Raw genomic sequence first — 23,544 nt, 5'->3', positions numbered from 1 at the left:
GGTATCTCCTTTTCTCCCTTTTAAAAATGGACGCTTACCTGCCCAATGTGTGCGAATCTTGCCGTAAATGAATCCCCTGCCCGAGCTTCGACTGCTGCCGATAAGGCCCCAGAGAGAATCACTTCGCCAGCAAGCAGCGGTATATCAAATTCAGACAGCTTATTAGCTAACCATGCGACACAATTAGCAGGGTTTCCCAAGGTCGCAGCCCCTACACCGGTATTAACCAGTTCGCCATTTTTTGAAAAAGCCATCCCGATCAGTTCTAGATCAATGTCGTTTACCTTTGTTGGTTTGCCGCCAAGAACATAAAACCCTGATGAAGCATTATCAGCAATTGTATCCGCCAGTTTAATCTTCCAATCTTTAATTCGGCTATCGACAATCTCGAGTGCAGGAACAACATATTCTGTTGCCTGAAGAACATCAAGCGCTGTTACATTAGGTCCCCGTAATTCCTTTTTTAAAATAAAGGCAATTTCAGCCTCTACCTTTGGCTGGAGGACCTGTTCGACTGGAATACGTCCTCCGTTTTCAACAACCATCGTTTCCAGCAGGTGTCCATAATCGGGTTCATCTACGCCTAACAGCTTCTGCATAGCTAAGGAGGTTAAACCGATCTTTTTCCCAACGATTTTCTGACCCTGCTGTACTTTGTTGTTGATATTTTCAAGCTGAATATAATAGGCTTCCTTAATGGTCAATTCAGAATCGGTGAACGTTAATGGAGTGATACCAACTCGAGTAGACTCTGCTTCGGCCAAGATGTCAGCATATTCTTTTACTTTATTCGTCACGAGTCTTCCTTCCTTTCTTAGAGTTTAATAGTAATATTCGATAATTCCGAGTAGAAATCGATGCTGTGCATGCCGCCGGTTCTCCCGATTCCGCTGTTTTTCATACCGCCGAATGGTGTGCGTAAATCCCTTAAGAACCAGGTATTGACCCAGATAATTCCTGCTTCAATTTGATGGGCGACACGATGGGCACGTCTTAAATCATTGGTCCAAATGGTTGCACTTAAACCAAAATGGGAATCGTTCGCCTGCATAATCACTTCTTCTTCCATATCAAATGGCATAACAGTCACGACAGGTCCAAATATTTCTTCACGGACACAACGGGAATTCCGGTCCAAACCAGTAATAATGGTTGGCTCTAAATAAAAACCTTTTTCAAGTCCTTCAGGGCGTTTCCCACCAGTTAGAATCGTCGCCCCATCCTTTCTTGCGATCTCAATATAACTGTTAACTCGGTCATAGTGTTCCTTGCTAATTAAGGCTCCTACCTTAGTATCTTCGTTTTCCGGCTTGCCTACTTTTAACGTTTTTACTTTTTCAACAAATTTCTTCAAGAACTCTTCATAGGCCGGACGTTCCACATAAATTCGTGAACCGCACAAGCAAACTTCCCCTTGGTTAATGAAACTTGATTTAATCGTCGTTTCAACTACTTCATCAAGATCTGAGTCTGCAAAAATAATATTTGGATTTTTACCGCCTAGTTCAAACGATAGTTTTTTCAAGGAACTAGATGCTGCTTTCATAATCGCAGAACCTGTTCCTGGTTCACCAATAAAAGAAATCGCATCAATGTCTGGATGTTCTGAAATGGCACCGCCAGCGGAATTTGGACCGAAACCATGAACTAGATTAACAACCCCATCTGGTACGCCAGCTTCTTTACAAATCTCCATTAACACGGTTGCCGTCATTGGTGTCCATTCAGCCGGTTTAATCACGGCGGTATTCCCCATTGCAAGACAAGGTGCTAATTTCCAAGTTAATAAGAGTAACGGTAAGTTCCAAGGTTTGATAATGCCAACAACCCCAACTGGACGGCGATACGAATAATGAAGGGCTTGGTCATCCTGCTGATTTGCATCGGTGTTTACAGAAATCATATAATCAGCAAAAAAGTGAAAGTTGTACGCTGCCCGCGGGATATCAATGCTATTTGCCAGCCAAAATGGTTTACCGGTATCCAACGATTCTAAACGGGCTAATTCCTCTTGTCTTTCCAAAATCAGATCACCGATTCGGCGAAGAATTTTCGAACGTTCTCCAACTGTAATCTTTTTCCACTTTCCATTTAATGCTCTGCGAGCAGCAGCGACTGCATAATCCACTTCTTCTTTTCCGCCTTCTGCAACAGTTCCTAACACTTCTTCTGTGGCTGGGTTAATATTTTCAAATGTTTTTTTGCTTTGAGACTCAACGAATTGCCCATTAATATAGTGTAAGCAATTTATAGCTTTTACTTTTGTTTCTACTTGCATGTCAGTATTCCTCCTAAATGGAAAAATTTATTTATTTTCTTAACTTTATGGTAACGCTTGCGAATTTCACATACAACGCTTGCGTTTCTCTATATGCAACAACAGGAAAGAATTTTAAAATAAATTTAAATAATCTAAATATTCCTGATTTTACTTTTATTTTTAAAGACTTTCTGCTATATTGCGTACTATAGAACAACATGGTTTTCTATATTGAAACAGAGGAGTGATCACTTGGAATCTAAAAACCAAGAGGATATTTATCTATCCTCCGTTAAGAATGCGCTTAGAATTTTAAAAAGCTTTTCAATGGATGAGCCCGAAAAAAAGGTAAGCGATATTTCTTCCTCACTTGGACTTAACAAAAGCACGGTGAGCCGTACCATGGCAACTCTGGCAAGCGAAGGCTTTGTTTACAAAGACCCTGAAACAAAAAAATATCGTCTAGGTCTCTCACTTCTTTCATTAAGCAGTATCGTTAATAGCAATATGGATGTTTACCATGAATCTTTCCCTGTCTTAAGCCGGCTTGTTGAAAACCTCGGTGAAACCGCTCACATTTCTGTTATAGATAAATTAGAGGTTATTTATTTGCAAAAAGTAGAATGTAATCATCCCGTAAGGTTCTTAACCCATGTTGGCAGACGCAATCCCCCTCACTGCACAAGCTCAGGTAAAGTGCTGCTTGCGTATGCAGAGGAGGAAATGGTGGATGCGGTCCTTGAACGAGAATTAAAAAAATATACAAAAAATACAATTACGGATCCAAATAAAATCCGCACTCAATTAAAAGAAATTAGAAAAAATGGATATACTACTAGTTTTGAAGAATTCCATGAAGGGGTAAATTCCCTTGCTGCACCCATCTATGATTACAGAGGCAAGGTTGTGGCAGCGTTATCTGTCGTTGGTCCAAAGCAAAGAATCCAATCTCATAAAGTCCCAGGCTTTGCCAAAAAAATAATATCTGCTGCCATGGAAGTCTCAGTTCGGATGGGATATAGAGGCTAATCTATTATTCTAAAATATTAAGTAAAAGGAGTTTTAAATATGTTTGACTTTCATACTCATTTTATCCCGCCTGATGTCATTGCTTGGCTTAAGGATCACAAAGAAAAAGTTAATGCAAAATGGCTTAGGAAAGAAGAAATTAAAGATGAATTTTTAGTCGTTAATGAAAAATGGGGATTTGAACTTAAAAAGGCGTTCACTGATGGCCAGCACTATTTAAACGAACAGGAAAATGCCGGTGTAACACATTCGGTTATTTCCCCTATCCCGCAGTTATTCCTGTATGATTTTCCTGATGAAGTGTCAACAGATATTTCGAATGTTTATAATTGCGCTTTAGCCACTTGGTCAAAATCAGCACCCGAGAAAATCTCAGCATTAGGCACTATTCCCCTCACTAACCCAGATAAAGCAGCCCAGGTCTTATGTACGGCAATGAATCTAGGATTAAAAGGAGTTATTATCGGACCAGGCCTGCCAGGTCAAATGTTATCTGATGAATTTTTCATCCCTTTTTTTGAAGAAGCAAATCGGCAAAAAGCAATCGTCTTTATTCATCCATTATTGTGTGAAGATCTTCGATTAAATAGAAGAATGATGCCAAATTTGATAGGGGTTCCGTGGGAAACGACCGTTTGTGCAACGGACCTTTTATTAAGCGGGCTGATTGATCGCTATCCGAATGTAAAGATCCTGTTTGCCCATGGCGGCGGCTTCCTACCATACCAGATTGGCAGACTTGATAAAGGATATGAACAATGGAAACTAGTTTCCACTAACCTCCAAGCGCCGCCATCTGAATACTTAAAACGCTTTTGGTATGATACCGTATTGTGGAACAAAGAAAGTCTGGAATTCCTTTCTAACACTGTAGGCGTGGATCGAGTTGTTCCAGGGTCAGATTATCCTTTTGATCTTTCAGTATGGCCGCCTGATGAAAAATATCACGAAGGCGTAAAAACTTTACTAGAATAATAATATAGATAATAAACGTATTTCATAGAAAAAAAGAGTTCGGAAATTTTTTTCTCCCGAACTCTCTTTTTTTATTTATGACTTTTTAATTTTGGTTAATTCTTTGTACCTCTCGTAACTCGAAACCGAAGAAAGCGACTCCACAAAATGAAGTCGCCTTTAATAATTATTGAAATTTTTCAAGTAACTGTTTAGCACTTTTCTATACCGCCATATATCTTTATTATCAACCGGAAGCTCATTTATATCCCAAAAAGTTTGATACTTCCTATGAGCAGTAAGCGTGCCATCAGGATATCGCATAAATGTAACAGTGCCGTTGTTTTGATCATCTTGTAGGGCAATGTAGTGCTTCGAACCATCCCAGATGGCCAAATCACCAAACCTCTCACAAAAGAACTCAACATCGGCTTTACTTCGAATAACCATTTAATTCACTCCTTGATAAAATTATTTGATTACCGCTCTTATACCGTTGTTTCTTGTGAGGAAATGACTATTAGCTGCTTGGGTATTAATTGAAAAGTGAATTTCAAAATATCTTTGCTAGAAATATATTAAGAAAAAAATTAAAATTCGAGCGCTTATCATTGATTTGATAGTATTATAACATAACTGAAATGGATTTGCCGAAATGAATGTTATGGTAATACTATGAACATGATCCTTTCAAACTTTAAGTATTAAATAGACCCTAGTGCCTCCGCAAACCTTTTAATTCCTTCATGTATTAATTCTTCATTTTCCCTAGCAAATGTAAAACGAACAAAACCTTTTTTGGACCCCATCGTGTAACCTGGGACATAAATAACTCCTCTGCTGATTGATTCCTCCAGTAATTGCATTTCATTAATCTCTTTTTTTATCCTGCACCAAATATGAATTCCTCCCTGAGGGATGGAGAAATCAACTTTATCCTTTAAATAAAATATAAGACTAGTAATAATTTGATCTCTTCTCTTTTCTAATTGTTTGTTTAAATTTTCGATATGAGAATGGAAATTTTCCGATTCTAAAAAATCATTTGCGATCCACTGAGTAAAACTTGCATGACCAAAATCAATTTGCTGCTTCGCATCGGATAATCTCTCAATAACAGGTGTGGGGCCTATAATCCAACCAATTCTTAATCCAGAAGCAACGATCTTTGTTAAAGAGCTAATATATAAGACATTTCCGTTAATATCCATTGATTTTAGAGTAGAAATCTTTTCCCCTGTAAACGAGGTTAAACTATAAGGATCATCCTCAACCACGGGTATACCATGTTCTGAAGAAATTTCTAAGATTGCTTTCCGTTGCTTTTCCTGAAGTAAAGCTCCTGTTGGATTTTGAAAAGCAGGATTCAAAAATATCATTCGGATTCGATGCTTTTTATGTAATGAAAGTAAGTCATCCGGGTTGATTCCATCTTGGTTTACAGGTATGAAATAAGGTCTTAGTCCTGCTGATTTAAAAATCGGAAGATTATAGTTATAAGAGGGATCTTCCAATGCAACTGCATCTCCCTGTTTTAATAGGCATTGAACCACTAAATGTAATGCTTGTTGTGCCCCAGATGTAATTAATATGGATGAAGGATTTGTTTCAATTTTTCTATATTGCTTAACATGCTTTGCAATCGTTTCTCTTAATATTGCGTTTCCTTGCGGATGATCATAACCTAAGCTTCCTATAAACGATCTAGAAGAAGTAATCTCACTTAAGTATTTCAGCGGAAAAAGATCCTCTGACAGTTCGCCGCTAGCTAGATTGATTAACTTCTGTTCTACTGCTTCCTTTCTTATCCTCTGTGTTATAGGCAAGTTAGGTAAAAACGATCCTGCTTCAATATACCTGTTCCAGTTCGGTATACGTTTCTTGGTAATTCCCCAGATATCTTTACTTATGGTCGTCCCGCTTCCTCTATTCCTTTGTATTAGTCCATTTGACTCCAATTCATCATATGCCGCAACAACTGTACTTCTATTTATGTTAAGGTCCTTAGCTAAATTTCTTTCAGAAGGTAATGGTTTATCTGGAGGAAAAGTACCATCTGCAATTCCATTTTCGATATAATCAGCAAGTTGTTTATATATAGCTTTTTTGGCTTGGCGATCTGGTTTCCAATCCATATATTTCAGTCCTTATTAGGTAATTTAGTCTAACTATTATGTTTCTTTATTAATATTATTAATCGTTTGTTATGAACTTTTAAAAAAACCTAATGTTCATAATAATTAATTACCATCCAAATTATCATAAATTTAACCATCCACTTTTATTATAACTTCTACGAGTGCAAAAGATGAACAAGCCATTGAAAGAAACTGAGAATTTCTTGTAAATACCGCATGAAGAATCAGAATGGGAATATTAACAGTGCGTTGTATTGCGAAAAGGCCATCAAGTCAATACTAGAAGCAGAGAAAAACGGCAAACAGCCTAAAAAGTCAAAAAAGGAATCCATGTCTGACCGGTTGGACGGCTGATTCATGAAGGGAAAATTATGTTAGAGGAGGAATCGCATTGACCAAGGAAGAGGTAGTCAAACTTTTAATACTTATTGAATCGGTTTATCCCAACTGCATTTTTAAGGACGAGACGGTCCAGCAATGGTTCCAATTTTGTTCTGAAATGGATTATGAAAAGGTAATGGCGAAGGTGAAAAACCACATTCGAAAAAGTCCTTTTCCACCTGCGATTGCTGATATTGCTGTATTCCCTTTTGAAGAAAATGATTTTCCAGAAACATTACAAAAATGGATGAGGATAGGACGGGAGAGAATTGAACACGAACGCAAACCTCACCAACGAAATACATTACCTGAATGGCTTGCCGAATATTCAGCAAGAAAATCTGTTTGAAGCAGAAGGCATCCTATTAGGCGTTTATCTTTCGTTGTTCAATTCCCCGAAAAACACATCATGACGATTCTTACCAAGCTGTCAAGTGGAAGAGCCTATAGTGTTCGAATCTTACGAGAAGACGGGAAATACTATGTCCATCTAACCTAACCGTCTATCAAAAGCTTTTATCCTCCACTACCATCGGATTTCGTCCTTGAACCTTGATTAATGGTCTGCCACGTTGAATAATGCTCTCTTTGCGGTTTCCCGTACATAAAGGCATTATCCGTCCGCATATTATAGACAAGCAGCTCAGGATATCGATTACGTAGTTGATACATACAAAAATACCTTAGCACTTTCCTGACCCCATTTATACGTCTCTTCTAAACTAGCTTCCAGCTTGACTGATAAATAAATAACTGGAATATCCTCATCTGGTTGGTCTATTCCTACTTCTTCGGCGTCCTCTTGAAATTTCTTCATAAGGAAGGAATCTTCTAAATTCCTATGGATTTAGGATTAACCTTATTGTCCAAGAAAGTTTTTAAGTAATACCTGGTGACGTCTCACTTGCTCTACACTATCAACTTCCATGAAATCTTGAATGTGTCGATTACCTTCGTATTCACTATCAATATACCCTTCATAGCCGCCCTCAATTAATACATTAATGATATCTTTATAAGGAATACTTGGTTCTTGATAGTTTTCCGTTATTTCATAGTATTTACCATGAACATGCATGATATACGGTATATAATCTTTTAAGATATTAGGATCAGTATAAACAAAATGAGTGGCCAACTCTGCATAATTAATATCAATTTCATTTGCATCCTTCATTTTCTTCACAGCTTCTAGAGTCTCATGTTTGTCTACACGGTTTGCGTAGTTATCACTTACAAGTTTGAGAATTTCCGGTGTTCCTCCATCACGAACATATCGCTGCTCCATTACCGGTGCCATCCTTTTAACAAAAATTCCTAGATCAGGCATGATTCCAAACCATTTTGTACCACTACTAATAATATATTCCATTCGTTCCTCGAACCAAGGAGTGCCAAATGTAAATGGAGCGTGAACTTCCAACGCAATTTTCACACCGTACTCTTCAGCGTAAGGAAGACTCTGTTTCACTACCTCTAATGGTGTTGAAACTAATGTGCGTAAAACTTTAAATCCTAGTTTATTGGCAATCTTTAAATCCCGAACCATCATATCGACCGATTCATCTAAAGTTAATAAACGATTAGGAAATAATTTTGTATCTAAAAAGGCATCGTAAGCAACTGGTTCTGTTCCGTACTTATCCATCCACCCAAACCATTGATCTACGAATTCATCGGTAAGTTTAGGGAATCCTTTTAGCATTTGTTCAGGTATTAATTCGATACCAGTTGCCCCTGTTTTTGAAGCTTCAGCTATACATTGCTCTAGAGTTAATTTTCTTGTATAAAATTCTTCCTGATAACTATAGAGTGATACTCCACGTTTGATGTTATGTTGACGAATCATCTTTCTTGCCTCCTTTTTTATGCTAAAATTTTATTTTCCTCAAGGGTAATATGTTTGGTATCATCCCCGATATTTGGCCAAGGAAGATAAGAGATTCTTAGATTTACGACAGCATGTACTTCATGTATTCCTTCTGTTAATCCACCTGTTTTTTTTACGAACAATGCAGCCTTTTCGCCCATTTCCCACCGGTTATTAATCACTGTGGACAATTCACTATATGGAAAGCTGCCAGTTTCTACAGAAAACACCATATCTTCGTGAGCAAAAGGAATCCCATTCACTTCTATATCAATACTATTAATCATCGAAAGTGCAAGACCTCGGTAATATGGGATTCGTAATTTTACTTCAAATCCTACTATCTCTCCTTCTTTCACTACATTTCTAAATCCATCCTCACAAACTAAATATTGTTCAAACACGGATATCACTCCTTAAATAATTGATTTATGTAGACTAATTGCTCCAGTAAATGCGAAATATACAGTGTTTTTGAATGTTAAAGGAATCCCTATAGGATGGCGAGTTCTATACTATAGGGATTTTTCCAGCGTATTTATCCAATTGTAACGAATTCATCTGACTTTATTTTTACCGTTTCCCCTGTTTCTGCTGATTGATAAATCGCATCTAAAATTTTGGTCACAACAAATGCTTCTTCCGGTTTAACCAATGGTTCTTTATCGTTCCTTACTGCATCTAACCACTGCTTTGCCTCTAACGCTGCTGGTGATTTAGTGCTTCCTTCAAAGAAAGCAATGTTTCCTGATGATGAATTTCTCTCTTCGACTAACATATCATTGTGAGCCGAGTTATAAATTAATTCATTGTTTCTATAGCTCATACCCGCATTGATTTGAGCTCCTGCTTTTGTACCACAAAGGGTCATTGCCGCTTCTTTCGATTCTAAAACATTTAGTGCCCAAGATGATTCTAGGAAAATTGTTGCTCCGTTCTCCATTTTGATATAACCAAATGCTGAATCTTCGACTTCAAATGTTTCTGGCTCCCAAGGGCCAAACATATTCCCTTCTGTAGCTTCTGGTAAATGACCTAATTTATGATAGACTGAACCAGTTACAGAAACTGGCTTATAGTTATTCATCATCCATAATGTCAGATCAAGTGCATGAGTTCCGATATCAATTAATGGACCCCCGCCTTGTTGAGATTTATCAGGAAATACTCCCCAAGTAGGGACCGCACGACGGCGAACTGCATGTGCTTTGGCAAAGTAAACATCGCCTAGCTCTTCTTTTTCACATGCTTTATGAAGTGATTGCACTTCTTCACGGAAACGATTTTGATAAGCGATGGTAAATTTCTTACCTGACTTTTTCCAAGCTTCCATCATTTTTTCAGCAGCTTCCGTATTGTGGGCCATTGGCTTTTCACACATAACATGTTTACCAGCTTGAAAAGATGCAACGGTAATAGGACTATGGCTTACATTCGGAGTAAGAACATGAACGATATCGATGGATTCATCTTTCAGTAGCTCACGATAATCTACGTATACTTTAGCATCTGTTGTTCCGTATTCTTTCGCAGCTTTTTCTGCACGTTCAATCACAATGTCACAAAAGGCAACCATTTCACATGTATCCTTATATAGAGACAATGCTGGAAAATGTTTTTGATTTGCAATTCCTCCACAACCAATAATTCCGATCTTTAATTTCTTTGCCATTTTTACTTCCTCCTACTAATAATTGGGTCAATATATCAAGCTAGTAAATTACTAGAATCTTAATATTTCATCAGTTGTATTTACCTTTTTATTTCCTCAAAAATCTTGGCATGAATTGATTGGGGTCCGAAAATATGTTATTTATTTTCTTTTGCCCATTTATCAAGTTGCTTTTGCTTTTCTTGAATAATCTTATCAATTCCGGCAGCTTTTAGTTTTTCTTCGAATTTCGGCAATTCCGTTTTGGGATCAACCATACCATTTTCTAAGGCACCCTTAAACTGGTTTGTAACGTTTGATACGGCAGCCACTTCTGTTTTAACTGGTGATGAGTCAAATAAGAACCCAAGCGCTTGGGATGCTTTTGCGGTTTTATTAAATGAATCCATTTCTTTCCAAATATCTGGAGAATCTCCTTTCCAAACATAGGATAAAAATTGATTACCGAATTGAAAGCCTGAATTTAACGCATATCCAGTAGAATTAGCATCGAAATCGGCTGGATAATCAATCAGTCCATCATCAGCTTTGACATAATGTTTTCCTTCAATTCCCCAGTCAATCAAATTAACTAAATCCTTATCGGAGTACAATAAATTAAGAAACTCAACAGATTTTTCAGGATTTTCAGCATGTTGAGGGACAGCCCACATAAACCCAGTTACTTTTTGAGTGTTGGTTGTTACTGGAGTTAAAGGTACACTTACTACTTCCGCTCCAACACCCTTTGATACTTGGCCTTCAATTCCTGGCTTAGAGCTCTGGATGAATGAGAATATTTTCTTCGCCTTCATAAGCGATTCAGCGGATTCTTTATTTGTCGCTGCACCTGGTAGTATATACCCAGCTTTGTACCACTTTCTTGCAATCTTTAATAATTCTGAATATTCATCGGATTTATAATAATTACTAACCTCTAACTTGGATGAATCTAGTAGGACTCCTACACCATCGCCTAATAAATCCCCATCTGGAAGATTTACTCCATCAACAACTGTTGCAGTCCCTACTTGTCCCGGCATTAATGGGGAAACGTTTGGTTCATTCTCCTTAATTGTCTTTAAAACCGCTTCTACGTCATCCAGAGATTTTATTTTACTAATATCGATGTTATATTTATCTACTAAATCTTTTCTCATGATTAGACTGCGATCGCCAGCCAAATCACGCACTGTTGGAATACCGTAAGTTTTTCCGCCGATTTTGCTAACGCCGATAAATTGTGAGCCAAGAGCATTAGCAATACCTTCTCCATGTTTTTCAATTAATTCATCTAAGGGATGAAGCTGTCCCCTTACAGATTGTCCAGAATAATCGAGAAAACCAGGAATGTTACCTGTAATGAGTAAATCTAACTTTTCCTTACTTGATAGCATTAGATTCGTTTGTTGTGTATACTGGCTGGCATTAATAGGTAATAATTTAACTGTTGCGTTAATTTTTTCTTTCGTCAATTTATTAATTTCGTTTTGAACTAATTCCAGATCTTTTGGCGGAGGACCAAATGCCAAAAAGGCCATGGTTAATTCGGTAGTTTCACTATTTTTGTTATCTGTTTGATCTTTTTTGTTTTCATCTGAGCTCGTGGTAGTGTTACTACAGGCAGTTAGAAGGATAAAGATAGAAATAACTAAAGATAAGAAGGCGTAATTCTTTTTCATTTTTTCCCCCATAAATGATTATTTTTTTCTTTTGAACATCTCAAAACTACAGTCAACTCCCAATTTATCACCTCACCTCCTAAAATACCTTCCTTTAAAACTAGTAGTTTTAAAAATTACAGGATTAATCACTACTGACAGGTTTGAAGGATAATTTTTCACGCAAACACTTTCTGAAAGCGCTTTATGAAACTTTACATATAAAATATAGCACTTAATTTTCAGAAAAACAATACATCATTTTCATTATTTTCATAAAAAATTATAATATTTTCATTTAATTTCACAGTAGTTTTCTTTTATTTACAGGAAAATATCTAACCATTTTTTCTTTTAACACATAAAAAAAACCCGGATAAGATGACCATTACCCAGGTTTTAAAATATTTAATTAATTGTTTGATTGATTATGATACTGTTGATCCGCGTTTAATAAGCTTATGTTCAATTAACACTCTTCTACCTGTAGAAATTTCCCCTTTTATAATACTTTCAAGCATTCTCATCGATTCATACCCAATTTCATAAAAAGGTTGGTCCACTGTAGTGAGCTTGGGATTAGTCATTTCAGAAATTTCCTGATTATCAAATCCACATACTGCAATATCCTCAGGAATACGATAACCGGCTTCTTTAAAAGTATTTAAACAGGCTACAGCCATATTATCTGTTACACAAAAAACCCCATCTAGTGGAATTTGTTGTTCTAATAGTTCTTTTGCAGTTTGGGCACCGCTTTCATAACTATAGTCACCATACTTAACTAAGTCCGGATTAAATTCGATACCATTGTCTTCCAATGCTCTACGATAACCTATATATCGATTTTTCGAAAAATTTGGGGATATATAGACGTCTCCGTCCTCGCTTCCAAGACCAACAAATGCAATATTTCTTTTTCCTGTCTCAATTAAATGAGTAACAGCATGATAAGTAGCATTTTCATCATCTACTGTCACTGTGAATGCATTGGGTATGGAAGAATACTGACTGCATTGAACAACCGGAACCTTCTCACTTATTTCTAGAAGTTCTTGGTCATCGAATAACATATTTAAAATAATTAGCCCGCCTAATTGCTCTTTCGTTAAGAAACTCCAAGGTTGGGAACTTTTAGTTTGACTAGCGTGATAGCTGATGATAATTTCATAGTCATGTTGTTCACCAAAATCTTGAATTCCTGCAATAATTTCATGAATAATTGCCGCGGCAACCACAACAATTACTTTTTTTTCAGTGCCTTTTTCATTTCGAACTGTCGTTTTAGGTACATAACCAAGCTCTGCAATAGCTTTTAAAACTTTATCTCTTTTCTCTTTTGTCACCATGTAATTACTGTTTAAAACACGAGACACCGTTGCAACAGATACTCCTGCTTTTTTTGCAACATCTACAACTGTTACCATTTTATCACCTGTTTTTCTGTAAATACCCGAACTATTTTCAGTTATTATATTAAATAATAGTACCATAACACTTTGAAGTCTTCAATTTCAATATTTTATATAAATCGACACCATGTAATAAAAATAAAAATAGGGCCATTTTTGAATGGCCCTAAATGGTGAAAAATGTAATAAATCAACCTTTAACAGAGCCTAGTGCAATTCCTTTTACCAAGTATTTTTGGAAAAATGGATAGGCAATAAGTATTGGCAGAAAACCAATCACCGCAATGGCCATCCTTACTGCTGTGGTAGGGATTTGCGCAGCCGCCGCACTGGTATTAGTACCTAAATTGCTGCTTGCTAAAAATTGAATGTCCGAAAGCATCCTGTTTAATATGTTTTGAATACTAAATAATGAAGGATCTGTGATATAGATAAGACCATTAAACCAATCATTCCAATAAAAAATCGTTTGAAGCAGCCCAATTGTAGCCAGGATAGGCAGTGAAAGTGGCAAAATGATAGAAAAGAAGGTTCTAAATTCACCTGCACCATCCATCCGTGCTGATTCAATGACTGGTTCTGGTATCGAAGTCATAAAGAATGTTCTCATTAATAAAACATTAAATCCATTCATAAGTAAACCGGGGACGATTAATGCCCAAATGGTATTTTTTATATCAAATACCTGCGTATACACGAGATAAGTTGGAACAAGACCTCCGTTGAACAATAACGTAAAGAAAACACATTTCTGTAAGGTAAATCGCGACGTGAAAGTCCATATGCCAAAAGAGCAGTCATCACCAGGCTTACAAAGGTGCCAAATACTGTAACAAAAACGGTGATTCCATAAGCACGTAGAATACTAGCTGAGTTTATTAGCAGGTACTTATAAGCATCAAAGCTTATCTCCCTGGGAATAAATGAATATCCTTCCTTCAATATGGATGCTTCACTTGAAAATGAAGAAGATAAAAGAATAATGAACGGAATAATGCTGCACGCCGCCAATATGATTAAAACGATATGGGATATCCATTGTGTAATTCGATCAGCTTTATACATTCTGCGCTACCTCCATCTTAGAATAATGCATTATCTTTACTTTTTCTGCGCACGAGATAATTTGATACTAATACAAGAACAAAACCGACAACGGATTGATATAAACCGGCTGCTGCTGACATTCCAATATCCCCAAGCTGCATTAAACCACGGTAAACATAGGTATCAATAACATTTGTTGTGTCATAGATGGCTCCTGAATTCATTGGCACTTGATAGAACAAACCGAAATCGGAGTAGAAAATACGTCCAATTGCCAATAATGTCATCATGATAATAACTGGCATAATGGAAGGAATTGTTATATGAATGATTTGCTGCCATTTATTTGCTCCATCTAAAGTGGCTGCTTCATAGTACTCTTGATCAATCCCGATAATAGCGGCCAAGTAAATGACACACAAGAACCCGACACCCTTCCACAAATTAATGAAGGTTAAAATATAAGGCCAGTATTTAGCTTCTGAATACCAAGAAACATCATCAAGCCCAAGCATCGGTAATAAGGTTTTGTTGAGATAGCCTACATCTTCACTTAGAAAAGCAAATCCCAAATAACTGACAATAACCATCGAGATTAGGAATGGCAATAAGATGACACTTTGGTAAAAGCTTTTGGCCAGCTTATTTTTAATTTCATTAAGCATAATGGCTACACCAATTGCCAGTATTGTATTTATGATAATAAATCCTCCATTATAGAGGATCGTATTTCGGGTAATGATAAATGCATCTCTAGTACTAAACAAGTATTCAAAGTTTTTAAATCCAATCCAATCACTGGCTAGTATCCCTTTTGCATAGTTAATATCCTTAAAAGCAATGATAAGTCCAAACATTGGCAAATAATTGTTGATCAGCAAGTAAATTAACCCCGGCAGCATCATGATTAAAAGCGGTAAAGCCCTTTTAAATTTGATGAGCCTGGTGTTTACCTTTTTTGCAGGTATCGTTTGAACGCCTGCTTCCACATTCTTTACAGTAACTTCTGACACCTTATTTCCCCCTTATCCGATTATATGTAAACGCTTTCTGTAATTTAATCTAAATATACCTAATTATTTTCAGAAACTCAATATTAATTTTCAGTGTTTTTCATTTTATTTTCATAAATCTATTTAATGCTGGTAATGGTTTTAATATATTTAGTTACTGAAAATATATTGAAAATATTTTTTTCAAAAATATGCTTTATTAAAAAAAGAGATTAAAAATCAAACTGGGATTTTTAATCTCATTATATATATAAAGAAAGTAGATAAATGAATAGCCCCCGATGTTATTTTTGTGTTTTGGCCCATTCATCCAATTGTTTTTGTTTTTCTGCAATAATCTTATCGATGCCGGCAGCTAGGAAGAACTCCCAAAGTGTCGCCTAACGGGTCGTACCAATTATATACAACAGTTGGCTGTGCTCCAGATTGAAAAGGAACAAGTGGTGTAATACCTTTCTCGTTTTCCTTAATTGTTTTTAGCATAGCTCCCTTACTATTTCTTCGGATAAATTCTATGAATCTTTTAACTTTCAATTGTAACCGCATACATAATTAAATAGTGTTTATCTCGGATAAAAATGGTTCATTCATTTTTTCGAGTGTTTCGTAAACATACTTGCCGACATTTACGTTGCTTTTCATTTGGCCATTCCATGTAAGTAACTCCCATTCCACTAACTGATCGGAATTTTCACATATGAGTTTACATCGTTCATACCGTTTCTCCATAAATAGTCTTAAAGTTTCTTGGGCTTCAAAATTAAGCTTCAAAAGATCTGCTAATACAATGACATCTTCGATCGCGATCGAAGCACCCTGACCAAGATGTGGTGCTGTACCATGGGCAGCATCCCCGACAAGTAAGACATTTCCTTTGTACCAAGGGTTTGATAAGAAATGAGTAAATATCGGGCGATAGACAACCTTAGAAGAGTCAGTCACAAGACTTGCCGCTTCTGCAATAGCTCCTCCAAATTCAGTAAGCCTTTCCTGTAGCAATACCGCTAATTGATCATTAGGAAAACGAGGATTACCTGGTTCTTGCGTCGTTACAAGCAGATACATGCTTTCATCAGACATAGGAACCAATCCTGCTTTTGCCGTTTGCCCATAATAAAAAAGTCCTCTGTCCATCTCTTTAGGCTTTGGAAGAGTATAGCGCCAGACCCCTTGCCCACTATAGTTTTGGACGATATCTCCAAACATTAATTTTCGTACCTTTGAATGGCTTCCATCTGCTCCGATTACCATATCATAGAAAGCAGAAATTCCATTGCTAAGTTCTACATACACCCCATTTTTAACATTTTCTATCTTATTGACAGTTGAACCCATATAAATCTTTGTTCCAATCGTTTCAACTGCAGTGTATAGGATATCATGCAATTTCCGTCTCGAGATTCCATTTACCCCTGGGTATCCTTTAATGGTGGGAGAGTCTCCATGAAACATGAAATCGCCTTGCCCTGTATAATAATCGAAACCCGGATGACCAAACCCCTGCTTCACACATTCATCCGCTAATCCAATTTCATTGAGTGCTCTAAGTGCATTAGGAGGTTGAATAATACCGACGCCGTAAACATTCCACTCCAGTTCCTTCTCAACAATCTCCGCTTCAATCCCGATTTTATGAAGGGCAACGGCTGCTGTTAATCCACTAATACCTCCACCAACAATGAGTACTTTTTTAACATACTGATTGGTCATTTAAAAACCCCCTCATTTCCTTTAATCAATAATGGCAACAGCACGGGTCCATCCTGCACTCCCGCCTTTAATTTTCACTGGAAAAACAGACACTTTAAACCCATAGGGTGGAAGTTGACCGAGATTGGCCAATTTTTCAATTTGGCAGTACTCTTTTTCTTTTCCGGCAAAATGGGCTGCCCAGAGGACACCTGAACGTGGATTTTGCTTATAATCGGCTGCCTGAAAGGACAATGGCGTATCCCAGCCCCAGCCGTCCGTCCCCATCACTTTAATACCTTGATCGATCAGCCATAGGGTAGCTTCTGCTGAAACACCAACATGAATTTCACTATAGTTAGGCTCGTATCGCTTTTTATCTGCATCACAGCGGACCATCACGATATCAAATGGCTTTAACTGGTATTCCATTGCTTTTAGTTTTTCCTGTAGATCTGATATGGTTACCGCATAACCAGCAGGCTTGTCAGTAAAATCAAGGACAACACCATCATTAAAGAACCACTCAAGCGGCATTTCATCAATGGTCCGGGCTGGTTTTCCTTCAGAAGTTGGCCAGTAATGCCACGGTGCGTCAACGTGAGTTCCGGCATGACTAGTTAACGTAAGAAACTCTCCGGCAAGCCCCTTTCTCTCAGGAAAATCTTCTGGAGTAACACCCACCAGCTTTGCTCCGAATTCAGCACCTTCTTCATGTGATTCATAACGAATCGAAAATGGAAGAGGATCTTTTATATCCTCTTCAATTGAAACACTCAGGTCAATAATTCTAGACATAGATTCCTCTCCGTTCATGCTTCTTAAACAATTCTATTTTTAAGTGAACCGAGCCCCGTTATCTCTAGTTCTACTTCATCCCCCGGCTCTAGCCAGCGATGAACCTCGGGGCCGATCTCCATAATGCAGCCAAAACCAACAGTTCCCGAGCCGATGATATCTCCCGGATATAAGATAACTTCCTCCGAGGCCCGCTCAATCATCTCACCGAAACTGTAATAAATATCTTTGAAGTTTCCGCGAGAAAGAATTTCACTATTTACCGCAGCAGTCATCTCCAAGTCGAATAGGTCGCCAACTCTATAAGACTCTAGTTCATCTTTTGTTACTAGATAGGGTCCAATCGAGGTAGCAAAGTCTTTTCCTTTTGCAGGACCCAAGAGAACTTTCATTTCTTTCATTTGGATATCCCGGGCAGACCAGTCATTTAAGATGGTATAGCCAAAAATATAGTCCTCGGCCTCGTGAGACTTTATATTTTTACCTTCCTTTCCAATAACACATGCGAGCTCGAGCTCATAATCCAGCCGCATACATTTTGAAGGGCGTTTCACATCTTCCCCGGGCCCCTTCATCGCATTAGGATTCGAAAAATAAAAGATCGGCATTTCATACCATTCTCGAGCGACGGTATCCCCCGAGCGTTTTGTGGCATTTTTGACATGTGTTTCAAAGGCAACAAAATCTCGGAAACTTGCAGGTTTCGGCAGTGGTGCAGTCAATCGGATTTCCTCGAGTGAAAATGAAGGAAGATCCGTTATATCCATTAGTTTTTTTATAGTTGACATATATTTTTCATTGTTTTTTATAAAATCTTCCATATTATCAGGTAAAACACCTTTGGAAGTGAGATTCATATCTATCACTCTATCCCGATCCAGCAAACCGGCACGCATATGGCCGTCCGGATTATAAAAAGTTACGAACTTCATCATCACTCCTCCTGTTTCTACCTCATTAACTGTTCTTTTAACCAGTCATACATCTCATAAGTCTCCGTGATATTATCCACTTGACAATGGGAAGAACCAGGACTGCTTGTCGGAATGATTTTAAGCCATCGCGGGCAAGTTAGATCGTTATAGACGTTATAGGCATTGTCAACGGTATTTTGGCGGTCATCTTCTCCATGGACAATATAAGTTGGCATTTGAATTTTTTCCGCAACTCCACGCAAGTTATAATGTTGAAGTTTTGCTCTTGCAGCTGGCATATCTTCTACCCCAAAGATATGCTGCAAAATTTTTGCAAGGGGGTGGTTGTCCGGCCGCTTCGACCAGACATCATTGTAATCATAAACGGCTCCCCAAATCGCACATGCTTTAAACCTTGGTTCGAAGGCGGCACATCTTGCAGCCATGTAGCCCCCCATTGATACTGCCATAACCCCAATGCGTTCAGGATCTACATTCAGATTTTCAACCGCCCACTCGTACGCCGCTGTTCCTGCAGTGTTATAATCATGGCGTGAATGAATGCGGTGAAGCCGTAAAGCCCCCCCTTGGCCAGGACCGTCCAGTGCTAGAAGGGAAATCCCTCGTTGATTTAACAGTTGGGCTGGTCCATAGTACAATTCTTCTGCTGTCGAGTCTAAACCACCAAACATCACCATTAAAGGCCCCTTGTTTTGACCTGGTGCCTCAAAGTAATAACCAGGCAAGTAAGCATGTTCAAATGGAATATTGACAGCCTTTGGAGGAGAGGCTAGCAGCTCGCCTCCCTTTCTAAAAGCTTCTACTCCTTTTAAATAAGTCGGAAGTTTTCTCTCATCATCAGGCTGAAGAAAAAACTCTGCCGTACGATAATAGTTTGCTGCCCGTAAATAACCTGATTTTGCCGTTTCTTTATAGCTTTTGTCCATAGCATCATTTGCGATAGTTAATGATTTATTCCCAAGTCTGATCCATTCCTGATGAAAACTCTCGTAATCTCCTAGCTTCATACGGCTGGCTGCATCGAGGATTTCGTTTACTTCACCACCGCCAAAATAGGACTGGCTTATCATTCTGACAATCTGATAAGACCACATATAATTTTCTGGAAAGAAATGCCACATTTTAAAAACAACTCCTCATTGTATGCTTATTTAATAACCTTTCCTGTTGCATCCCAAGGCATTTCTCTGCCCCATGCATCATTTGGATTCTCAGAAAGACTCCATCTGTACGGTCCAAAATCAGGTGCAAAAACTAGATGAGCTCCCGCATATAATTCAAAGCGATTGCCACCTGGCTCATCGACGTAAAAGAAAAAGCCTTCTGCAAGAGCATGACGTGTCGGACCACCCATTGCCAATTCATATCCACTCTCAAGAATATGGTCTGCTGCCAATAAAACCTCTTCTCTGCTCTCTACGGCATAACAAACATGATTGAATCCGCCTGGTTTACCACTATGCCCCTTTAAAAAGGCGATATCATGAGAGAGATTGGTAACCGATAACCAGGCACCAATTTCCGGACTTCCTGGATCATTGGCATCCAAAAAGATTCCTTCGTTATAACGGAAACCGATATTTTGGTAAAATTCGCGGTCTTTTGTCACATCATTACTAAAGAGAGTGATATGATCAATCCGGCGGGGAGAAATACCGCGCCCTGGATTTTTTTGCGGTCGGTTTTTCCATTTGCTGCGAAGCTCATCAGGTGCATGATATAGGTCAACATCCCAGAAGATCTCCTCTAAATGGCCATCTGGTGATGTAAATTGATAGGCCCGTCCATGACCGAGATCTCCCTCGATCCAGCCTATTCCTCGTCCCATTTTTTCAATTTGGGCAGCTGCTTCTTCCAGCGCAGCTGGACTATCAGCACGCCAGCCAATATGGCCAAGACCTGGTTCTTTTCCTTCTGTTATTTTCAAGCTGTGATGGTAGTGCTCACCCCATGCACGAAAATAAACCGAATTTCCTTTTCTGCCTGCCTCTTCTAAACCGATGATATCTTTAAAGAAATTAGCTGATTCTTCTAATTTAGGACTGATTAATTCAACATGAGCAAGATGGGAAAAAAAGTGTGGATTTTTATACATCATTGATTCCTCCAAATATAGTGATTTTATAAACACATCTTCATGTAAACGGTTTATTTAAAGACAATTATAGAGAGGAATCGTTTTGAAAACGTTCATTTTTTTATGATAAACAATATCAATTTTTATCTTTTTCAGAAAATATTAAATACTTGTATAATTCGTTCAAGCTATCTTGTTCACTATATTCATAACCTTTAATGCCACTTTGCTTATGACGAATGTGGCTAGAGTGATAGGAATGTTTTTTTCGATACTGATTGGGTGTAGTGTGAAAGGTTTCTTTAAACAGTTTGTGAAACGTATTTAAATTAGAAAAACCGGATTCCATTGCAATTTGAATAATCGACAATTCCGTATCTAGCATAGATCTAACTGCATGTTCCAAACGAATACCGTTTAAATACTTTACGAAGGTTTGTCCCATATGCTCCTGAAAATACCTGGATAAATAAGGGACCGTTAATTGTTCATTTTCTGCAATCTCGTTCAATGTTAGTGGATGCATAAAATTCTGTTGAATATAGCTCGTGATTCTAGTCAGACGTTCGATATCTTTTCTGCTGTTTCTGTTTATTTGCTCATTATTTTTCACTCTAAATTTGGTAATAAGATTGTATATGATGTCTAAAAGCAAAGATTGAATTTTTATTTCAAATCCTTTACCTTGCGTTCTTAGGATTATCATTAATTGAGCCATTAACGATCGAATAATATTAAAACTAGCTTGTTCCTCATGTTGAAAGGATTGACAAATGAATGTTTCCTTTTCAATGTCTTTGTACCATTTATTAATAAAGGAAATAGGGATTTGAAGCACTAATAGCTTATTATCCTCACTTGATTCCACTCCGTGAACCTCATTACTATTAATAAGCAATAAGTCACTTTCGTGCAAAAAATATTCCTCTCTACCGACATATACATGAATTTGTCCTCTCAAGACAAATAAAATTTCGATCCGGTCGTGCCAATGCATCGCTACATATTTCACACTATTCATCAACAAAAACATTGGTATTTCTTTATTAATTACTACACTCTCGTAAGGATATTTCATACCTATCTCCGCCTCCCTACTTTTAACAAAAAGATTTAAAAGATAATTTTAAAAAAACCGCCAGTTTTAGACAAAACTTTGCGGTTAATATTCCTATGCCGAACCTTCCTAAACTCATGTGTATAGTTATGATAGTAAAAATTCTATGAAGTTTCTTTCTGCCCACTTAAAATCGAAACAAAGTCTGATTTCCTTCGTGCTTTTTGATTCCAAGCGACACACATAACGATGCTGCCTAGTAAAATAAATGCCCCAAATAAAAAAGGAATATTAAAGGAAACATCAAATAAAATTCCGGCTAAAGAAGGCCCGATAATATTTCCTAAACTGCTATAGGCATTGTTCATGCCCGCAGCGAAACCTTGTTCGCTGCCTGCCATTTTTGATAACAATGTATTAATCGCTGGGCGAAGAATCGAAGTAAATAAGATGAAAAAGATATTAATGATGAGCATGAACACAAAATGGCCAGACACTAATACCAGTGCCATGGATACTGCAGAAAGGAAGAAACAAGTATTGATTACCTTAATCTCATTAAAACGACGAAGGAGCCGATCTACCAATACAGCCTGAATCAAAACTCCAACAAGTGCGCTCACAGTCATGATAATGGAAATATCTTTAGGAGTATAATCGTGCTTTTCGCTAACATATAATCCAAAGATCGTTTCGAAGTTTGCCAATCCAAATGTCATGGTAAAAACAAGCAGTAAAAGAATAAAGTAGGACACCTTAAAAGACCGTTGAATGTCATAAAGCAGTCCATCTCCCTTCACCGAGGAGTTTCTTGCGGAATGTTGTTGTTCTTTTGATAAAGGCTCCGGTAAAAACAAGAGAGAAACGACCAATGCCATACCTGCAACAAGGGCAGAAGCAAAAAACGGAACACGTAATCCAAACTCTGCAAGAAATCCACCAATCCCTGGGCCAATAACAAAACCTAGTGAAATGGCAGCGCCGAGGTATCCCATCCCTTTCCCGCGATTTTCGATTGTCGTAACGTCTGCCACATAAGCCATAGTCGCAGGGATAAGCAATCCAACACCGATTCCCCCAATGAAACGTGATAGATAGAGAAGCCATAGATCGGTACCTACACTAAACATAAATTGAGACACCATAATAATCGCTAACCCAATAATTGTAATCTTTTTCCGCCCATATTGATCCGATAGCTTCCCACCTAAAGGAGAGAATAGAAACTGAGTCAGCCCGGTTGCAGCTATGAGGTAACCTTGGTCTTTACCACTGGCACCAAATTCTAAAATAAATTTAGGAAGAACAGGGATCGCTAACCCAACCCCAACCAAAGCAATAAATGTGTTTACCATAAGTATAAGAAATGGCATATTCTTTTTTACTTTTAATAAATTAAACCTACGCATTCACTTTCTCCTATTCTAAAAACTAAAAAAGGTAACTATTTAATCTTACATCATCATATCACTATTTGATTTCACTTTTTTATTGTCTTAGTAGTGCAATTCTTATCCTTATTTTTTAAACATTTTCAAAAAAATAAAGAGATTCAAAATCTAACTATGATTT

24 protein-coding genes and 1 pseudogene are annotated in these 23,544 nt (G+C 37.7%); 3 read left to right on the top strand and 22 right to left on the bottom strand.

Features of this window, described 5'->3' with window-relative positions:
• Positions 1-20: 20 nt before the first annotated feature.
• Both J7E67_RS08835 and J7E67_RS08830 read right to left on the bottom strand, forming a co-directional pair.
• Complete coding sequence (locus J7E67_RS08835) at positions 21-797, bottom strand: 2-keto-4-pentenoate hydratase (protein WP_214731443.1); 777 nt, start codon at positions 795-797, stop codon at positions 21-23.
• A 17-nt stretch (positions 798-814) separates the two neighbouring features.
• Positions 815-2,278 carry an aldehyde dehydrogenase gene (locus J7E67_RS08830; RefSeq protein ID WP_214731442.1) on the bottom strand — a complete coding sequence of 488 codons (1,464 nt, stop codon included), beginning with the start codon at positions 2,276-2,278 and terminating at the stop codon, positions 815-817.
• A 234-nt stretch (positions 2,279-2,512) separates the two neighbouring features.
• On the opposite strand from J7E67_RS08830, the gene J7E67_RS08825 reads away from it, so the two are divergent.
• Entirely contained in the window at positions 2,513-3,289 is a 777-nt protein-coding gene (locus tag J7E67_RS08825) for an IclR family transcriptional regulator (protein WP_214731441.1), read from the top strand.
• A 39-nt stretch (positions 3,290-3,328) separates the two neighbouring features.
• Entirely contained in the window at positions 3,329-4,264 is a 936-nt protein-coding gene (locus J7E67_RS08820) for an amidohydrolase family protein (RefSeq protein ID WP_214731440.1), read from the top strand.
• 159 nt (positions 4,265-4,423) lie between these two features.
• Here J7E67_RS08820 and J7E67_RS08815 read toward each other — a convergent pair whose 3' ends face one another.
• Together J7E67_RS08815 and pdxR are read right to left on the bottom strand one after the other, a co-directional pair.
• Complete coding sequence (locus J7E67_RS08815; protein WP_098932227.1) at positions 4,424-4,693, bottom strand: hypothetical protein; 270 nt, start codon at positions 4,691-4,693, stop codon at positions 4,424-4,426.
• Positions 4,694-4,947: 254 nt separating this feature from the next.
• Positions 4,948-6,378, bottom strand: a complete 1,431-nt coding sequence (pdxR, locus tag J7E67_RS08810; RefSeq protein WP_214731439.1) for a MocR-like pyridoxine biosynthesis transcription factor PdxR — start codon at positions 6,376-6,378, stop codon at positions 4,948-4,950.
• 394 nt (positions 6,379-6,772) lie between these two features.
• Between pdxR and J7E67_RS08805 the strand changes: the two genes are divergently transcribed.
• On the top strand, positions 6,773-7,111 hold the full coding sequence (locus J7E67_RS08805) for a replicative helicase loader/inhibitor (protein ID WP_214716435.1): 339 nt from the start codon (positions 6,773-6,775) through the stop codon (positions 7,109-7,111).
• Positions 7,112-7,278: 167 nt separating this feature from the next.
• Here the strand turns inward: J7E67_RS08805 and J7E67_RS08800 are convergent, their stop codons facing one another.
• The 18 genes and pseudogenes from J7E67_RS08800 to J7E67_RS08720 all read right to left on the bottom strand — a co-directional run bounded on the left by J7E67_RS08800 (position 7,279) and on the right by J7E67_RS08720 (position 23,381).
• A complete protein-coding gene (locus tag J7E67_RS08800) occupies positions 7,279-7,452 on the bottom strand; it encodes a hypothetical protein (protein ID WP_214731438.1) in 174 nt (57 codons plus the stop codon).
• Positions 7,418-7,579: a hypothetical protein gene (locus J7E67_RS31210; protein ID WP_251026656.1), complete on the bottom strand. Its 162-nt coding sequence runs from the start codon at positions 7,577-7,579 to the stop codon at positions 7,418-7,420. Before J7E67_RS31210 ends, J7E67_RS08800 begins: the two co-directional genes overlap by 35 nt.
• A gap of 42 nt (positions 7,580-7,621) precedes the next feature.
• The gene (locus J7E67_RS08790; RefSeq protein ID WP_214731436.1) at positions 7,622-8,611 is read right to left on the bottom strand and encodes a sugar phosphate isomerase/epimerase family protein; all 990 of its coding nucleotides are present in this window, start codon (positions 8,609-8,611) and stop codon (positions 7,622-7,624) included.
• A 17-nt stretch (positions 8,612-8,628) separates the two neighbouring features.
• The gene (locus J7E67_RS08785; protein ID WP_214731434.1) at positions 8,629-9,036 is read right to left on the bottom strand and encodes a C-glycoside deglycosidase beta subunit domain-containing protein; all 408 of its coding nucleotides are present in this window, start codon (positions 9,034-9,036) and stop codon (positions 8,629-8,631) included.
• A gap of 134 nt (positions 9,037-9,170) precedes the next feature.
• On the bottom strand, positions 9,171-10,304 hold the full coding sequence (locus J7E67_RS08780; RefSeq protein ID WP_214731432.1) for a Gfo/Idh/MocA family protein: 1,134 nt from the start codon (positions 10,302-10,304) through the stop codon (positions 9,171-9,173).
• 137 nt (positions 10,305-10,441) lie between these two features.
• Positions 10,442-11,965, bottom strand: coding sequence for an ABC transporter substrate-binding protein (locus J7E67_RS08775; protein ID WP_214731430.1), 1,524 nt, complete (start codon positions 11,963-11,965; stop codon positions 10,442-10,444).
• Between the two features lie 407 nt (positions 11,966-12,372).
• Positions 12,373-13,371: a LacI family DNA-binding transcriptional regulator gene (locus J7E67_RS08770; RefSeq protein ID WP_214731428.1), complete on the bottom strand. Its 999-nt coding sequence runs from the start codon at positions 13,369-13,371 to the stop codon at positions 12,373-12,375.
• Positions 13,372-13,546: 175 nt separating this feature from the next.
• Positions 13,547-14,421 (bottom strand): annotated as a pseudogene (locus tag J7E67_RS08765) (carbohydrate ABC transporter permease).
• Positions 14,422-14,438: 17 nt separating this feature from the next.
• A complete protein-coding gene (locus J7E67_RS08760) occupies positions 14,439-15,308 on the bottom strand; it encodes an ABC transporter permease (protein WP_214731482.1) in 870 nt (289 codons plus the stop codon).
• Positions 15,309-15,700: 392 nt separating this feature from the next.
• On the bottom strand, positions 15,701-15,751 hold the full coding sequence (locus J7E67_RS32280) for a hypothetical protein (protein ID WP_374223922.1): 51 nt from the start codon (positions 15,749-15,751) through the stop codon (positions 15,701-15,703).
• 4 nt (positions 15,752-15,755) lie between these two features.
• Positions 15,756-15,899, bottom strand: coding sequence for a hypothetical protein (locus tag J7E67_RS08755; RefSeq protein WP_214731425.1), 144 nt, complete (start codon positions 15,897-15,899; stop codon positions 15,756-15,758).
• 69 nt (positions 15,900-15,968) lie between these two features.
• Positions 15,969-17,126 (bottom strand): FAD-dependent monooxygenase, encoded by a 1,158-nt coding sequence (locus J7E67_RS08750; protein WP_214731423.1) that lies wholly within the window; start codon positions 17,124-17,126, stop codon positions 15,969-15,971.
• A gap of 21 nt (positions 17,127-17,147) precedes the next feature.
• Positions 17,148-17,903: a cyclase family protein gene (locus tag J7E67_RS08745; protein ID WP_214731421.1), complete on the bottom strand. Its 756-nt coding sequence runs from the start codon at positions 17,901-17,903 to the stop codon at positions 17,148-17,150.
• 23 nt (positions 17,904-17,926) lie between these two features.
• Positions 17,927-18,838: a fumarylacetoacetate hydrolase family protein gene (locus tag J7E67_RS08740; RefSeq protein ID WP_214731420.1), complete on the bottom strand. Its 912-nt coding sequence runs from the start codon at positions 18,836-18,838 to the stop codon at positions 17,927-17,929.
• 14 nt (positions 18,839-18,852) lie between these two features.
• Entirely contained in the window at positions 18,853-19,959 is a 1,107-nt protein-coding gene (locus J7E67_RS08735) for an alpha/beta hydrolase family protein (RefSeq protein ID WP_214731418.1), read from the bottom strand.
• Positions 19,960-19,985: 26 nt separating this feature from the next.
• Positions 19,986-20,936, bottom strand: a complete 951-nt coding sequence (locus J7E67_RS08730) for a VOC family protein (protein WP_214731416.1) — start codon at positions 20,934-20,936, stop codon at positions 19,986-19,988.
• Positions 20,937-21,051: 115 nt separating this feature from the next.
• Positions 21,052-21,993, bottom strand: coding sequence for an AraC family transcriptional regulator (locus J7E67_RS08725; protein ID WP_214731414.1), 942 nt, complete (start codon positions 21,991-21,993; stop codon positions 21,052-21,054).
• 143 nt (positions 21,994-22,136) lie between these two features.
• The gene (locus J7E67_RS08720) at positions 22,137-23,381 is read right to left on the bottom strand and encodes an MFS transporter (RefSeq protein ID WP_214731412.1); all 1,245 of its coding nucleotides are present in this window, start codon (positions 23,379-23,381) and stop codon (positions 22,137-22,139) included.
• Positions 23,382-23,544 lie beyond the last annotated feature (163 nt).

The organism is Bacillus sp. ISL-46 (assembly GCF_018613205.1).
This window is presented reverse-complemented; position numbering and strand designations above follow the sequence as displayed.

Excerpts from the sequence above, each read along its gene's own strand:
- J7E67_RS08830 (WP_214731442.1), bottom strand. The coding sequence starts at position 2,278 with ATGCAAGTAGAAACAAAAGTAAAAGCTATAAATTGCTTACACTATATT.
- J7E67_RS08820 (WP_214731440.1), top strand. The coding sequence starts at position 3,329 with ATGTTTGACTTTCATACTCATTTTATCCCGCCTGATGTCATTGCTTGG.
- J7E67_RS08815 (WP_098932227.1), bottom strand. The coding sequence starts at position 4,693 with ATGGTTATTCGAAGTAAAGCCGATGTTGAGTTCTTTTGTGAGAGGTTT.
- pdxR (WP_214731439.1), bottom strand. The coding sequence starts at position 6,378 with ATGGATTGGAAACCAGATCGCCAAGCCAAAAAAGCTATATATAAACAA.
- J7E67_RS31210 (WP_251026656.1), bottom strand. The coding sequence starts at position 7,579 with ATGAAGAAATTTCAAGAGGACGCCGAAGAAGTAGGAATAGACCAACCA.
- J7E67_RS08790 (WP_214731436.1), bottom strand. The coding sequence starts at position 8,611 with ATGATTCGTCAACATAACATCAAACGTGGAGTATCACTCTATAGTTAT.
- J7E67_RS08780 (WP_214731432.1), bottom strand. The coding sequence starts at position 10,304 with ATGGCAAAGAAATTAAAGATCGGAATTATTGGTTGTGGAGGAATTGCA.
- J7E67_RS08775 (WP_214731430.1), bottom strand. The coding sequence starts at position 11,965 with ATGAAAAAGAATTACGCCTTCTTATCTTTAGTTATTTCTATCTTTATC.
- J7E67_RS08770 (WP_214731428.1), bottom strand. The coding sequence starts at position 13,371 with ATGGTAACAGTTGTAGATGTTGCAAAAAAAGCAGGAGTATCTGTTGCA.
- J7E67_RS08760 (WP_214731482.1), bottom strand. The coding sequence starts at position 15,308 with ATGATGCTGCCGGGGTTAATTTACTTGCTGATCAACAATTATTTGCCA.
- J7E67_RS08755 (WP_214731425.1), bottom strand. The coding sequence starts at position 15,899 with ATGCTAAAAACAATTAAGGAAAACGAGAAAGGTATTACACCACTTGTT.
- J7E67_RS08750 (WP_214731423.1), bottom strand. The coding sequence starts at position 17,126 with ATGACCAATCAGTATGTTAAAAAAGTACTCATTGTTGGTGGAGGTATT.
- J7E67_RS08745 (WP_214731421.1), bottom strand. The coding sequence starts at position 17,903 with ATGTCTAGAATTATTGACCTGAGTGTTTCAATTGAAGAGGATATAAAA.
- J7E67_RS08740 (WP_214731420.1), bottom strand. The coding sequence starts at position 18,838 with ATGATGAAGTTCGTAACTTTTTATAATCCGGACGGCCATATGCGTGCC.
- J7E67_RS08735 (WP_214731418.1), bottom strand. The coding sequence starts at position 19,959 with ATGTGGCATTTCTTTCCAGAAAATTATATGTGGTCTTATCAGATTGTC.
- J7E67_RS08730 (WP_214731416.1), bottom strand. The coding sequence starts at position 20,936 with ATGATGTATAAAAATCCACACTTTTTTTCCCATCTTGCTCATGTTGAA.
- J7E67_RS08725 (WP_214731414.1), bottom strand. The coding sequence starts at position 21,993 with ATGAAATATCCTTACGAGAGTGTAGTAATTAATAAAGAAATACCAATG.
- J7E67_RS08720 (WP_214731412.1), bottom strand. The coding sequence starts at position 23,381 with ATGCGTAGGTTTAATTTATTAAAAGTAAAAAAGAATATGCCATTTCTT.